The organism is Mycobacterium sp., from assembly GCF_965277065.1.
In the GTDB taxonomy this organism is placed as follows: Bacteria; Actinomycetota; Actinomycetes; order Mycobacteriales; family Mycobacteriaceae; genus Mycobacterium.
In genome coordinates this window covers 509,580-521,914 of record NZ_CBDIBT010000018.1, presented here as the reverse complement: position 1 = coordinate 521,914, position 12,335 = coordinate 509,580, and the positions used below count along the sequence as shown (strand labels likewise).

At 66.6% G+C, this 12,335-nt stretch carries 14 protein-coding genes; 7 read left to right on the top strand and 7 right to left on the bottom strand.

Features of this window, described 5'->3' with window-relative positions; all coding sequences use genetic code 11:
* Window positions 1-30: 30 nt before the first annotated feature.
* Window positions 31-642 carry a hypothetical protein gene (locus ACQY5A_RS13970; protein WP_428340933.1) on the top strand — a complete coding sequence of 204 codons (612 nt, stop codon included), beginning with the start codon at window positions 31-33 and terminating at the stop codon, window positions 640-642.
* 61 nt (window positions 643-703) lie between these two features.
* On the opposite strand, the gene ACQY5A_RS13965 is transcribed toward ACQY5A_RS13970, so the two are convergent.
* The gene (locus ACQY5A_RS13965) at window positions 704-1,555 is read right to left on the bottom strand and encodes a Bax inhibitor-1/YccA family protein (protein ID WP_428340932.1); all 852 of its coding nucleotides are present in this window, start codon (window positions 1,553-1,555) and stop codon (window positions 704-706) included.
* A gap of 262 nt (window positions 1,556-1,817) precedes the next feature.
* On the opposite strand from ACQY5A_RS13965, the gene ACQY5A_RS13960 reads away from it, so the two are divergent.
* The 4 genes from ACQY5A_RS13960 (at window position 1,818) to ACQY5A_RS13945 (ending at window position 5,731) form a co-directional block, all read left to right on the top strand.
* A complete protein-coding gene (locus ACQY5A_RS13960) occupies window positions 1,818-2,852 on the top strand; it encodes an enoyl-CoA hydratase/isomerase family protein (RefSeq protein WP_428340931.1) in 1,035 nt (344 codons plus the stop codon).
* Window positions 2,853-2,862: 10 nt separating this feature from the next.
* A complete protein-coding gene (locus tag ACQY5A_RS13955; protein ID WP_428340930.1) occupies window positions 2,863-3,642 on the top strand; it encodes an enoyl-CoA hydratase in 780 nt (259 codons plus the stop codon).
* Window positions 3,643-3,651: 9 nt separating this feature from the next.
* Window positions 3,652-5,340: an alpha/beta hydrolase gene (locus ACQY5A_RS13950; RefSeq protein WP_428340929.1), complete on the top strand. Its 1,689-nt coding sequence runs from the start codon at window positions 3,652-3,654 to the stop codon at window positions 5,338-5,340.
* A 115-nt stretch (window positions 5,341-5,455) separates the two neighbouring features.
* Window positions 5,456-5,731, top strand: coding sequence for a hypothetical protein (locus tag ACQY5A_RS13945; RefSeq protein ID WP_428340928.1), 276 nt, complete (start codon window positions 5,456-5,458; stop codon window positions 5,729-5,731).
* Here ACQY5A_RS13945 and ACQY5A_RS13940 read toward each other — a convergent pair.
* Together ACQY5A_RS13940 and ACQY5A_RS13935 are read right to left on the bottom strand one after the other, a co-directional pair.
* Window positions 5,728-6,114, bottom strand: a complete 387-nt coding sequence (locus ACQY5A_RS13940) for a rhodanese-like domain-containing protein (protein ID WP_428340927.1) — start codon at window positions 6,112-6,114, stop codon at window positions 5,728-5,730. The two genes, ACQY5A_RS13945 and ACQY5A_RS13940, sit on opposite strands and share 4 nt — an antisense overlap.
* Complete coding sequence (locus ACQY5A_RS13935; protein WP_428340926.1) at window positions 6,114-6,704, bottom strand: cysteine dioxygenase; 591 nt, start codon at window positions 6,702-6,704, stop codon at window positions 6,114-6,116. Before ACQY5A_RS13935 ends, ACQY5A_RS13940 begins: the two co-directional genes overlap by 1 nt.
* A 114-nt stretch (window positions 6,705-6,818) precedes the next feature.
* On the opposite strand from ACQY5A_RS13935, the gene ACQY5A_RS13930 reads away from it, so the two are divergent.
* Window positions 6,819-7,244: a lipoprotein LpqV gene (locus tag ACQY5A_RS13930; protein ID WP_428340925.1), complete on the top strand. Its 426-nt coding sequence runs from the start codon at window positions 6,819-6,821 to the stop codon at window positions 7,242-7,244.
* A gap of 74 nt (window positions 7,245-7,318) precedes the next feature.
* Entirely contained in the window at window positions 7,319-8,335 is a 1,017-nt protein-coding gene (locus ACQY5A_RS13925; protein WP_428340924.1) for a patatin-like phospholipase family protein, read from the top strand.
* Here the strand turns inward: ACQY5A_RS13925 and ACQY5A_RS13920 are convergent.
* The 4 genes from ACQY5A_RS13920 to ACQY5A_RS13905 are packed head-to-tail and all read right to left on the bottom strand — an operon-like array spanning window position 8,328 to window position 12,227.
* Window positions 8,328-9,185 carry a patatin-like phospholipase family protein gene (locus ACQY5A_RS13920; RefSeq protein ID WP_428340923.1) on the bottom strand — a complete coding sequence of 286 codons (858 nt, stop codon included), beginning with the start codon at window positions 9,183-9,185 and terminating at the stop codon, window positions 8,328-8,330. The two genes, ACQY5A_RS13925 and ACQY5A_RS13920, sit on opposite strands and share 8 nt — an antisense overlap.
* Window positions 9,182-10,051, bottom strand: coding sequence for a class II glutamine amidotransferase (locus ACQY5A_RS13915; RefSeq protein WP_428340922.1), 870 nt, complete (start codon window positions 10,049-10,051; stop codon window positions 9,182-9,184). The genes ACQY5A_RS13920 and ACQY5A_RS13915 overlap by 4 nt, the downstream gene beginning before the upstream one ends.
* Before the next feature lie 6 nt (window positions 10,052-10,057).
* Window positions 10,058-10,582 carry a hypothetical protein gene (locus tag ACQY5A_RS13910; protein ID WP_428340921.1) on the bottom strand — a complete coding sequence of 175 codons (525 nt, stop codon included), beginning with the start codon at window positions 10,580-10,582 and terminating at the stop codon, window positions 10,058-10,060.
* 13 nt (window positions 10,583-10,595) lie between these two features.
* Window positions 10,596-12,227, bottom strand: a complete 1,632-nt coding sequence (locus ACQY5A_RS13905) for a long-chain fatty acid--CoA ligase (protein ID WP_428340920.1) — start codon at window positions 12,225-12,227, stop codon at window positions 10,596-10,598.
* Window positions 12,228-12,335 lie beyond the last annotated feature (108 nt).

Below are 12,335 nucleotides of genomic sequence, written 5' to 3'. Positions count from 1 at the left end.
GGCCTACACATCCAGGAATGGAGCGGCGCGATGAGCGTTTCGCTGAGAACAATTGCACTGGTGACGGCCGCGGTGGCAGTCACGTCAGTCTCGGCCTCCGGTTGCCACAGCAAGCCGACGTCGGCCGCGGATTCGTCGAATTCAGCCGCGGCAACGACAGGCGGCAGCTCGCCGGCGAGTTCGGCGAAACCCCAGTCCACCGACTACAGCCGGCTCTTGATCAAGGCCACAGACATCGACACGCCCATGGCCTTCACCGCAGATCCGGTGACACCGAACCCGAATGGCCAAGCCGGGGTGCAGACAACGTTCAGCAACGATGACAAGACCCGCCAGATCCACGACACCATCCTCGTGTTCGGCGATCCTGCTGCGGCGGCCAGTGCACTGGAGGCCGCGAAAGCAAAGCTGGGTGATTCGGTCCGCGGAACACCCGCACCTGCCGTCGTGGGAAGTGCTGGTAGCACGGTCTCGGGCAACTCGCCCGACGGCGCCAAGGGTGTGATGATGTTGCTCTTCACCGAAGGCCGGGCGCTGACCACGTTGAACTTTGTCGGCCCGCCCGACATGCTGCCGCCACCCGATTTCGTCACCGAACTTGGCCAGAAGCAGGACACGGCCATCAAGAACGGGCTGAGCTGACGCGCTGTTGACATCAAAAAACCCGGCACGCTGCACGTGCCGGGTTTTTTGATGTCAACAGCTAATCGTTCTGCAGATAACTCAGCAGGCGCAGGATCTCGATGTAAAGCCAGACCAGCGTGACGGTCAGGCCCAGCGCGATACCCCACGCAGCTTTCTCCGGCGCACCGGCGCGGATCATCTGGTCGGCCGCGTCGAAGTCGATCAGGAAGCTGAACGCTGCCAGACCGATGCAGACCAGCGAGAAGATGATCGCCAGCGGGCCGCCGCTGCGCAGGCCGAGGCCCTCACCATCGCCGACGCCGAACATGCCCAGCACCAGGTTGCCCAGCATCAGGGCCAGCACGCCGAACATGCCCGCGACCAGCATCCGGGTGAACTTGGGCGTGACCCGGATGGCACCCGTCTTGTAGACCACGAGCATCCCGACGAACACGCCGAGCGTGCCCATGATGGCCTGCCCGATCATGGCGCCCGCGCTGGTGCTCGACACCGAGAAGTTGGCGAGCAGGAACGAGATCGCGCCGAGGAACAAGCCCTCGAGCGCCGCGTAGGTCAGCACGATCGCCGGGTTGTCCTGCTTGCGGGCGAACGTCGCGATCATCACCATCGCCAGGCCGCCAAACGCGCCGACGAACGTGAACGGGGTGGCCAGCGCCTGATTGGCCTGCACCATGAAGTAGGAGACGACCGCCACGGCAGACAGCACCGCCAGGGTGATCCCGGTCTTGGTGACGACGTCGTCGATCGTCAGCGGGCGCGAAACGCCTGCCCGCTGGTCGACGTACGGGGCATAGGGGTCCGCCTGCTGCCCTATCTGGGTCGCGGCGCTCGCGGCACCGCTACCGAACTGCGCGTAACCGCCACGCTGCTTGGGCAGCGAGCGAAATACCGGGTTACTGGTCTCCCGCACCGTCGGTTCCTCTCGTGAGCTGTGGGTTCAAAGCTGTGCGAACAACTGATCAACGAACGGTAGTCCAGCCGGGTTCCCGATGAGGCCTTTAATTCAATGTACGTAGATCAATGTGCGACGACATCAGAGTGCGGCTGTACCTACTCCAGATAAACCTTACCCGCGGGCATCCCGACCGGGGTAACGATCTAGATTGCCTGTCAGGCCCCGACCAGCATTCGACCAGGTATTCATTGACCATTCACCGAGGGAGACCGCGGGCGTGACGGACGAATCCGACGACATTCTCAGCCGCATCGACAACGGCGTCGGTTATCTGACGCTCAACCGCCCCAAGGCGATCAACTCGCTCAACCAGAGCATGGTCTCTTGCTTGCGCGCAATGCTGACGGATTGGGAGCAGGATTCCGCGATCAGCGCCGTGGTGCTCTCCGGAGCCGGCGAGCGCGGCCTGTGCGCCGGCGGCGACGTCGTGGCGATCTATCACAGCGCCCGCACTGACGGCGCTGAGGCACGGCGGTTCTGGTACGACGAGTACCTGATGAACGGTCAGATCGGCCGCTTCCCGAAGCCCTACGTCTCGTTGATGGACGGGATCGTGATGGGCGGCGGCGTCGGGGCTGGCGCGCACGCCAACACCCGGGTGGTGACCGAGACGTCGAAGGTGGCGATGCCCGAGGTCGGCATCGGCTTCATCCCCGATGTCGGTGGTGCCTACCTGCTTTCGCGCGCACCCGGATCGCTGGGTCTGCACGCCGCGCTGACCGGCGCGCCGTTCTCCGGGGCCGATGCGATCGCTTTGGGCTTCGCCGACCACTTCGTGCCGCACGACAAGCTCGACGCGCTGCGCGACGCGATCGCCGAAGTCGGCGTCGAGCAGGCGACCGCCACCCACGCCGTCGAGCCGCCACCCAGTGACCTTGCCGCGCAACGTGACTGGATCGACGAGTGTTACGCCGGCGACTCCATCTCCGACATAATCGCCGCTCTACGGCACCATGACGCCGGTCCGGCCCACGACGCCGCGGATCTGATCGCCACCCGTTCCCCCATCGCGCTGTCGGTGACGTTGGAGGCCGTGCGCCGCGCCGCCGAGCTTGACACGCTGGAAGACGTTCTGGCCCAGGACTACCGGGTGTCATCGGCGTCGTTGCGCTCGCACGATCTGGTCGAGGGCATCCGCGCCCAGCTGGTCGACAAGGACCGCAACCCGCAATGGTCGCCGACGCTGGAGCAGGTGACGGCCGCCGATGTCGAGGCCTATTTCGCACCCGTCGACGACGAACTGAAGTTCTAGAAAGGTAGCGATGACCAACACCTACGAGACGATCCTGGTCGAGCGCGCCGAGCGAGTCGGCATCATCACGCTCAACCGGCCGAAGGCGCTGAACGCACTCACCAGCCAGGTGATGGACGAAGTCACCGCTGCGGCAGCCGAATTCGACCACGACCCAGGTATTGGAGCGATCATCATCACCGGCTCGGAGAAAGCCTTCGCCGCGGGCGCCGACATCAAAGAGATGTCCAGCCTGTCGTTCTCCGAGGTGTTCGACGCCGACTTCTTCGCCCCCTGGGCCAAGCTCGCCGCGGTGCGCACCCCGACGATCGCCGCGGTGGCCGGATACGCGCTCGGCGGCGGCTGCGAACTCGCGATGATGTGCGACGTGCTGATCGCCGCCGACACCGCGAAGTTCGGTCAGCCGGAGATCAAGCTGGGCGTGCTGCCCGGTATGGGCGGTTCGCAGCGGCTGACCCGGGCCGTCGGCAAGGCGAAGGCGATGGACCTGATCCTGACCGGGCGCAACATGAACGCCGACGAAGCCGAGCGCAGCGGCCTGGTATCGCGGGTGGTGCCCGCTGCCGATCTGCTCACCGAGGCCAAGGCCGTCGCCACCACAATCTCGCAGATGTCACGCTCAGCGTCGCGGATGGCCAAAGAGGCGGTCAACCGCGCCTTCGAGTCCACGCTCACCGAAGGATTGCTTTACGAACGCCGGCTGTTCCATTCCGCTTTCGCGACCGACGACCAGTCCGAGGGTATGGCGGCGTTCATCGAAAAGCGAACACCGAACTTCACCCACCGCTGAGGAGTTGTGGTGACCGAAACTGCCACTGCCGAACCCGCGCCGGCTGTCGAGACGCAGCGCCGGGAAGCATGGTGGGTCCGGCACTACACCTTCACCGGCACCGCGGTCGGGCTGGTGTTCATCTGGTTTTCGATGACGCCGTCGCTGTTGCCGCGCGGTCCGTTGTTTCAGGGTTTGGTCAGCGGCATGGCCGGCGCAATCGGTTACGCCATCGGCGTTTTCGCGGTATGGCTGGTGCGCTTTATGCTCTCCCGGAACTCCAGCCCACCGGCACGACGGCGGGCGTGGCTGGCGCTGATCGTCGTCGGCGCGATCGGCATGGTCGCGATGGTGATCTGGTTCCATGTCTGGCAGGATCGGGTGCGCGATCTGATGGGGGTCAAGCACCTGGTTTGGCTTGACTACCCGCTGACCACCGCACTGTCGTTGGTCGTGCTGTTTGGCGTCGTAGAAACCGGCCAGCTGATCCGCCGACTGGTCCATTTTCTCGATCTGCGATTGGATCGGATTGCGCCGCCGCGTGTTTCGGCCGTGATCGTGGTTATGCTGCTGGTCGCTCTGACGATCGCGTTGCTCAACGGCGTCGTGGTGAAATTCGCGATGCGAACGATGAACAATACTTTCGCCACGGTCAACGACGAGATGGATCCCGATACGGCCGCGCTGCGGACACCGCTGCGGTCCGGCGGGCCGCGGTCGCTGGTGACCTGGGAATCGCTGGGACACCAGGGCCGGATATTCATCAAGGGCGGGCCCACCGTCGACCAGCTCACCGCGTTCAACGGCGCGCCGGCGACCGAACCGATCCGGGCCTACGCCGGACTCGACTCCGCCGACGGCATCACCGCGGCCGCGGAGTTGGCCGCGCGAGAATTGGAGCGCGAAGGCGGATTACGCCGCGCTGTCGTCGCGGTCGGAACCACCACCGGCACCGGCTGGATCAACCAGGCCGAGGCCGACGCGCTGGAGTACATGTACAACGGCAACACCGCAGTGGTGAGCATGCAGTACTCGTTCCTGCCCAGCTGGCTGTCCTTCCTGGTGGACAAGGAGAACGCGCGCCATGCCGGCCAGGCGCTGTTCGAAGCCGTTGATCGGCTGGTGCGCCGACTGCCGGAAGCGGAGCGCCCCAAGCTCGTTGTGTTCGGCGAAAGCCTGGGTTCCTTCGGCGGCGAGGCGCCGTTCATGAGTCTCAACAACGTGTTGGCCCGCACCGACGGCGCGTTGTTTTCCGGGCCGACATTCAAGAACACCATCTGGACCGATCTGACCGCGACCCGTGACCGCGGGTCGCCGGAGTGGCTGCCGCTCTACGACCACGGCCACTACGTCCGCTTCGTGGCACGTCCTGAAGACCTCAAACGCCCTGAATCGCAATGGAATACGCCGCGCGTGGTGTATCTGCAGCACGCCTCCGATCCCATCGCCTGGTGGGATCCCGATCTACTGTTCCGCCAGCCGGACTGGCTACGCGAAAAGCGTGGCTACGACGTGCTTCCCGAGACCGCGTGGATTCCGGTGGTGACGTTCCTCCAGGTGTCGGCCGACATGGCGGTTGCCGTCGATGTGCCGCAGGGCCACGGTCATGTTTACGTCGCCGATGTCGCCGACGGCTGGGCGACGGTGCTACAGCCGCCGGGGTGGACCCCGGTGAAAACCGCGAAGCTGCGCCCGTTGTTACGCGCCAGCGCCGGCTAACACCAGGTAAACGGACGCTGTGAGTGTGCCAAGGGTTTCGGGTTATTAGCTAGTCGGTCGAACAATCAAGTGGCAGGATTTACGGTATTCGGATTTCCCGTGGAGGGAGAGGTCAATGACCTGGACAATTGCCAAGATTGCGGCGGCGGGGGTGCTGACCGCGATGCCGATCGCCGCGGTCGCCATTCCTGCTTGTGCGGTAGCCAGTTCCGGCAGCGCGCCGATCGTACTGCCGGCTCCGCGGCCGGCAGATCCGCCACCCGCGCCACCGGCGCCGCCCGCTCAACCGGGGTCGCACGGGGAGTACTACAACCCCAACGACTACAACGACTGGTACAACTCGTACAACTTGGGCGCCGACGGCGGAGGCGGCGGCGGGGGCGGCGGCTAAGCCGAACTGAGTAGGCCGGCGGCGGCCAGCGCGTGGTAGCCGCCGACCACGTCGGTCGCGCGGTGCAGGCCGAGGTCCTGCAACGCCACCGCAGCGAGGCTCGAGGTGTATCCCTCGGAGCACAGCACCACCCACTCCACGTCATCGCTGACGGCTTCGGGCAGGCGGGCGTCGCTGGTCGGATCGCAGCGCCACTCCAACACGTTTCGCTCGATCACGAGCGGCTTCAGACTCTCGGGCACCTCGCCTTCACGCGTGCGCTGGGCCTGCGGCCGGATGTCGACCAGCAAGGCGCCACGGCGCAGTGCGGCGGGCACGTCGCCGGCGGCCAGTCGGCGCAGGCGTGTCCGAGCCGACTCCAGGGCCTGGTCGATACGGCTCATTATTTCTCCGGTTGGTCGGTCAGTTCAGTTCGCTTGCGCCGCAGTCGGTGTTCGTCGGTCACCTCGTAGTAAGACATCACGGTCAACGGCGGCGAGTAGGCGTGCACACTCAGCGACGGCTGCTGCGGCCCGGACAGCGACGTCACCGAGGTCCGCGGACCGGGGGGCGCCCACACCACGTCGTGCACCCACCCCAGCGGAAACCCGGCCTGATCGCCGGCTTCGAGTCGTCGGCAGCGTAATCGCTCTCCGTCCCAACGAAATTCGTCCAGCGAACCACTCAACAACGTTGCCGCACCGAGCGATCCGCCGTGGTCGTGCAACTCGGTGCGGTGGCCGGGCACCCAGCTGATCAACCAGACGTCGACTTCGTCGTCGCCGTGCAGCCGGACGAACCAGCGATCGTCGGTGGGCACACCGCCCGCCGGGACGGCGTGGTCGTAGCGGCCGCCGAGGACGTCGTCAGCGGTGCTGTCGGTGATGTGCAGCAGATCAGCCAGCCGCAGCCTGGTCGGGCCGGGAACGGCTCGCGGCAGCGAGGCGGGTCGGGCGACTCGGACAGAGTCGGCAGCAAGGTGAGCAGAAACCATGTGGGAATCTCCAGGGCGAACGGGCGTGGCAGGGGTGGCGGTCAGGAAAACCGACAACTCTCCCAAAACCCGGTTCGCTGCATCACGGCCGCCAGTGTTGCATAGATTGACCGGGTGCGGCGGCGCCGATCTCATCCCCCGGTAGCGGGCATCGCGGCTGTCCTGACCGCCGTGACGGGGGTGGCGGCGTGCTCGGCGGACGGGACCAAGGCCCCGCCCGCGTCGGGCACGACAAAGGCGGCGGCCACCACGACGCCCGGCGTGATCGCGACTTCTCCCGCGGGCGTCACGACCAAGATCGACGTGCCGGCGCACTCGACCGAAGAGGAGTATTTCCAGGCCTGTCATGCGGCGACGCTGTGGATGCAGGGCCATCCGGGCGACCCACTGACCCTGATCGAGAGGTACCTAGCGGCCGTGCAAGCGCCGGGCGTCGTCGGTCCTGGCACCTGGAATATCGCCTGGGTCGCACTGCCGCTGGCGCGTCAGGCCGGGGTGATCGTCGCGGCGCACGCGGCGGCCAACAACGAATGCGGCTGAGGCCGACCTAGACCGTCGCCGCAATTCGGATCACGATTGATTAAACCGGCGTCGCGCAGGCAAAGATGTAGCGCATGACCGACCCAGACATCACCGCCGAGCCGGGACCCGGCCTGCTCGACGCGCCACGGCCCCGGGTCGCGTTGGCCCTCGGCAGCGGCGGCGCCCGCGGGTACGCCCATATCGGGGTGATCGAGGAACTGCACGACCGCGGCTATCAGATCGTCGGGATCGCCGGTTCGTCGATGGGCGCCCTTGTCGGCGGGCTGCAGGCCGCGGACAAGCTGGACGAATTCGCCGACTGGGCAAAGTCATTGACGCAGCGGGCGATCTTGCGGCTGCTGGACCCGACGCTCACGGCCGCCGGTGTGCTGCGCGCCGAGAAGATCCTGGACGCGGTGCGCGAGATCCTCGGCGAGTCGACCATCGAGGAACTACCGATTCCGTACACCGCGGTGGCCACTGATCTGCTGGCCGGCAAGTCGGTATGGCTGCAGCGCGGCCCGGTGGACGAGGCGATCCGGGCGTCGATCGCGATTCCGGGAGTCATCTCGCCGTATGTCGTCGACGGGCGACTGCTGGCCGACGGCGGGATCCTCGATCCGCTGCCGATGGCGCCGATCGCGGCCGTCAACGCCGATCTGACCATCGCGGTCAGCCTGTCGGGCAGCGAGACCGGCGACGAACCCGAACCGGAGCCGAAGTCCTCGGGCGAGTGGCTCAACCGGGTGCTGAGCAGCACCTCTGCCCTGTTCGACTCGCCCACAGCGCGCTCGATGCTGAGTCGGTTCGGAGCGTCGAGCCCGGAAGACGGCGACGACGGCGACGAGGTGGCCCCGGAGTACTCCGCCGACGAGCCCGAGGTGCCGAAGCTGGGTAGTTTCGAAGTAATGAACCGGACCATCGACATCGCCCAGGCGGCGCTGGCCCGGCACACGCTGGCGGCCTACCCCCCGGACCTGCTGATCGAGGTGCCTCGCTCGGCGTGCCGCAGCCTGGAATTCCACCGCGCCGCCGAGGTGATCGACGTCGGCCGCGCGCTGGCGGCCACGGCGCTGGACTCCGTCGACGTGAGTCGGCGGGTTACCTGACGCCCAGGAAGGCGGCCACGTCGGCTGCAACGCGGCGGCCCTGCTCGCGTCCGGCCCGCGCGCTCGCCGGACGGCATTTCGGATCCAGCGCGTTCGGCCCGAAGGCGGCCAGCGACTCGTCATCGGCGAACACCCCGAGTGCCGCACCGGGGAAATCGTCGATCTCGACACCCGGTCCGGCCCCGAACGGCGACGGCGCCGATTCCCCGGCAGGCACCAGCACGACCGCCCCGGCGCAGTCGTCGGCGAGGTGGAGGTTGATGGTGCTGCCGATGCCGCCGTCCATGTAGCGACGGTCCCCGATCGTCACCGGCGGCCACGCTCCCGGAACCGCGCAACTGGCGGCGACCGCGTCGACGAGGTCGACACCGGAGCCGCCGTCGAACACCACCAGCTCGCCGGTGATGACATCGACGGCGGTGAGCCGCAGCGCGCGCTCAGGCCAGACGTGCGAGGGCAATCGGTGCGCGATGACCTCGTGGCGGACCGGCTCGGCCACGGTGTCGGTGTCCAGCGCGACCAGACCGATCCGCTGGCGCTTCTGCGTCACGGTTGCGTCCGGGTCCGACAGCGCGGCGACGAAGAGTTCGATGAGCGCATCGACCGGGACGGCGGGGGCGATTTCGGCGAATACATCGTCGACTTGCCGCGCGAACAGCTCCGTCAGCTCCAGGCCGCTGCCGAGTTGGGCGACCACCGTTGAGCCGGCCGACGTGCCGAGCAGCAGATCGGATTCCAGCAATGCCTGCGCGGCGGCGGGCGACTCGTCGGCGATACCGAGCAGAATGCCGGTCTCCCAGGCGATTCCGGCTACGCCGCCACCGCCGAGCACCAGCGCTCGTGTGGTCATCGAACCGTCGGGTGCAGCGAGGCCTGAGCCGCCGGACTCAGATCCTCGGCGCGCAGCAGGTGTCTCGGTGGATCCGGCAACACCAGATCGCGACTGATCCGCAGGCCGGAGTCGACGTGGACCAGCTCACCCGGCTCGAGCAGACGCCAACGCGCGGCGTCGTCCATCGGCTCGGTGGCGAACACGACCGAGGGCTGCCCGTGCAGATTCTGCGAGTCCGCCCGAATCCGGTTGGTGCGCAGATGGAATCGACGCTCCGTAAGAAGCTCTCGGCGATCCGACACATACAACTCGTGCGACTCTGGGTAGCGCATTGCCCACAGATCGGTGGCCGTGCTCAGCAGAATGTTGACCGCGTAGATCGGAACGTTGTCGGCCAGCCAGCGCATCGCGTCGACCAGGCCGGCGGTCACGTTGCCGCTGTGTGCCCGGATCGATGCGGTGATCAACGCGAACACCCGCTCGGAGTCGGTCTGCCCCAATACCAGTGCCTCAGTGCCCAATTCGCGCAGCCTGGCGTCCAGGAGATCGAGGCCTTCCAGCACACCGTTGTGCGCGAAGATACGACCGTCCTGCAGGAACGGGTGGGTGTTGACCACCTCGTGCGATCCGGTGGTTGCGTACCGGACGTGTGCGACGAAGGTGGTTCCCGTCAGATCGTGTGCCTCGGTGGCGAATTCGGCGTCTTGCCAGGCAGCGATCGGCTGCTTGTGTACCTGCGGTTGCCCTTGGCCGTCGAAAACCCCGAGCCCACTGCCGTCCGGGTTACGCCTGCTCTGCTCCGCGAGATTGTCCGGCGCGTCGAGCAGCCAGAACGTCGCGGTGACAACGTTGGTCCCGGCATGCAGCCCGAAGAGTCGGCACATCAGCGGTTACCGCGCCAGGCCGGGCGCGGCCCGACCGGTGATCAGCGGCAGGTCGAAGAAGCTCTGCACACCGGGTGCGGCCGCGCAGGTCGCCGGAACGGCGTTGACGCAGTGGGCCGCTGTCGCCACCACCCCGGGATTGCTCTTGAGACCGGCCGCCACGCTTTCCGGCTGCCATCCCTTCACCGTGACGAAGGTATCCGGATGACCGCGGACCTCGATTTCATAGCGCTCACTGTCTGGCCCGAAAGACCAAGGCGGGTCCAGGTTTTCCTCACCCACTTCGTCGACGTTGGGCAGCAGCGGCGCGTAGATCACCGCATCGGCGTCCAGCGCGAGAATGTCGTCGATGCGGTTGGTCGCGGTCACGCCCAGCGGGGACCAGTCGACGATCTCTCCAACGTCCTTGCCGCTCTTGCCTTCGGAGTGCACCCAGCACCCGGCCAGTTCCAGCTCGGGATGGGAGAGAATGCCCCTGATCGCGGCCACACCGACCGACCCCGTTGCCCATTGCACGACCTGCAGGCTCATGACCGCACTCCTTTTAGTCTCGTGCTTCGCTGACCTCGTAGACGTCCTCGGCGTACCGCGACCGAATGGTCTTCTTGTCGTACTTGCCCACGCTGGTACGCGGAATCTCGTCGATGAATGTCCAGCGTTCCGGCAGCCACCACCGAACAACCTTGTCGGCCAGAAACTTTCGCAGGTCTTCGGCGTTCAGGCCGGAGCCTTCCCGGGCCACGATGACGGCCAGTGGCCGTTCCTGCCAGCGCTCGTCGGGAACCGCGATGACGGCGGCTTCGACCACATCCGGATGCGCGACCAGGGCGTTCTCCAGGTCCACCGACGAAATCCATTCGCCGCCAGACTTGATCACGTCTTTGGCGCGGTCGGTCAGCGTGATGAAGCTGTGTTGGTCGAGGCGGCCGACATCACCGGTGCGCAGCCACCCGTTGTCGAACTTGGACTCGTCATGGCCCCGGTAGTAGGAACTGGTGATCCACGGACCGCGGACCTCAACCTCGCCGACGGCCTCGTTGTCATTGGGCAGCACCTGCCCGTCGTCGTCGACGATCCGGGCTTCCACACCGCACAGCGGCTGACCCTGGGTCGCGCGGAACGCCCAGTGCTGGTCGTCCGGGGTGCCCGGCGGCGGCCAGGCCATCGTGGCCGTCGGCGATGTCTCGGTCATCCCCCACAGCTGCCGGATCTGAACGCCGTGCCGCTCCTCGAAGGTGCGCATCAGCGACACCGGCACCGCCGAGCCGCCGCAGGGCACCAGGCGCAACGAGGACACGTCGTGACCCGGGTTCTTCTCCAGATAGTGCATGACGTCGTTCCAGATCGTCGGCACGGCGCCGGCGATGGTGGGCCGCAGCGTCTCGATCATGTCGACCAGCGACTTGGCGTCCAGGTGCCGGTCGGGCAGCACCAGATCCGCGCCGGCCATCAGCGCCCCGTACGGCAGGCCCCACGCGTTGGCGTGGAACATCGGCACGATAGGCAACACCGAGTCGCCGGAACCGATCCCGATCCCGTTGGTGGTACAGATCGCCATCGTGTGCAGATAGCTCGAGCGGTGGCTGTAGACGACGCCTTTCGGGTTGCCGGTCGTTCCGCTGGTGTAACACATTGCGGCAGCTGAGTTTTCGTCGACCTCGGGCCAGCCGAACTCGGTCGGTTCGGCGTCGACGACGTCGGAGTAGCGCAACACGGTCTTGCCCGACTCCTCGAGTGCGGAGACATCGCCGTCGCCGACGGCGATCACGGTGTGCACGGTGTCGAGTTCGCCGAGGATCGGCGCCAGCAGCTTGGCCAGCGACACGTCGACCAGCACCACCCGGTCTTCGGCCTCGTTGGCGACGTAGACGATCTGCTCCGGAAACAACCGGATGTTCAGGGTGTGCAACACCGCGCCCATCGCGGGTACCGCCGTGTACGCCGTCAAATGTTCGGCGTTGTTCCACATGAAGGTGGCGACCCGCTGGTCGCCGGTGACACCGATGCGCCGCAACGCATTCGCCAACTGTGCCGCACGCTGACAGAGTTCGGCGTACGTGCACTCGCGATACCCGTCGCCGGTCGCGGTGTAGACCTTTCGGGAGCCGTGAACGTGGCTGGCGTGCCGAAGGATGGTGGTGATGGTCAGCGGGAAGTTGTGCATGGTGCTGTACATCGCTGGACCGCCTTTGACTCCGCCTGGCTACCCGGGCCGGCCCGCCACGCGCCCGCCCTCGTGGCGATCATTGCACGCCCGGCCGACGGCCAGGCGGCGATGCGGTTC

What these genes read in the sequence shown, in the direction of transcription:
- ACQY5A_RS13905 (WP_428340920.1), bottom strand. Translation starts at nt 12,227, where the DNA reads ATGTACAGCACCATGCACAACTTCCCGCTGACCATCACCACCATCCTT.
- ACQY5A_RS13915 (WP_428340922.1), bottom strand. Translation starts at nt 10,051, where the DNA reads ATGTGCCGACTCTTCGGGCTGCATGCCGGGACCAACGTTGTCACCGCG.
- ACQY5A_RS13910 (WP_428340921.1), bottom strand. Translation starts at nt 10,582, where the DNA reads ATGAGCCTGCAGGTCGTGCAATGGGCAACGGGGTCGGTCGGTGTGGCC.
- ACQY5A_RS13970 (WP_428340933.1), top strand. Translation starts at nt 31, where the DNA reads ATGAGCGTTTCGCTGAGAACAATTGCACTGGTGACGGCCGCGGTGGCA.
- ACQY5A_RS13920 (WP_428340923.1), bottom strand. Translation starts at nt 9,185, where the DNA reads ATGACCACACGAGCGCTGGTGCTCGGCGGTGGCGGCGTAGCCGGAATC.
- ACQY5A_RS13925 (WP_428340924.1), top strand. Translation starts at nt 7,319, where the DNA reads ATGACCGACCCAGACATCACCGCCGAGCCGGGACCCGGCCTGCTCGAC.
- ACQY5A_RS13955 (WP_428340930.1), top strand. Translation starts at nt 2,863, where the DNA reads ATGACCAACACCTACGAGACGATCCTGGTCGAGCGCGCCGAGCGAGTC.
- ACQY5A_RS13940 (WP_428340927.1), bottom strand. Translation starts at nt 6,114, where the DNA reads ATGAGCCGTATCGACCAGGCCCTGGAGTCGGCTCGGACACGCCTGCGC.
- ACQY5A_RS13935 (WP_428340926.1), bottom strand. Translation starts at nt 6,704, where the DNA reads ATGGTTTCTGCTCACCTTGCTGCCGACTCTGTCCGAGTCGCCCGACCC.
- ACQY5A_RS13945 (WP_428340928.1), top strand. Translation starts at nt 5,456, where the DNA reads ATGACCTGGACAATTGCCAAGATTGCGGCGGCGGGGGTGCTGACCGCG.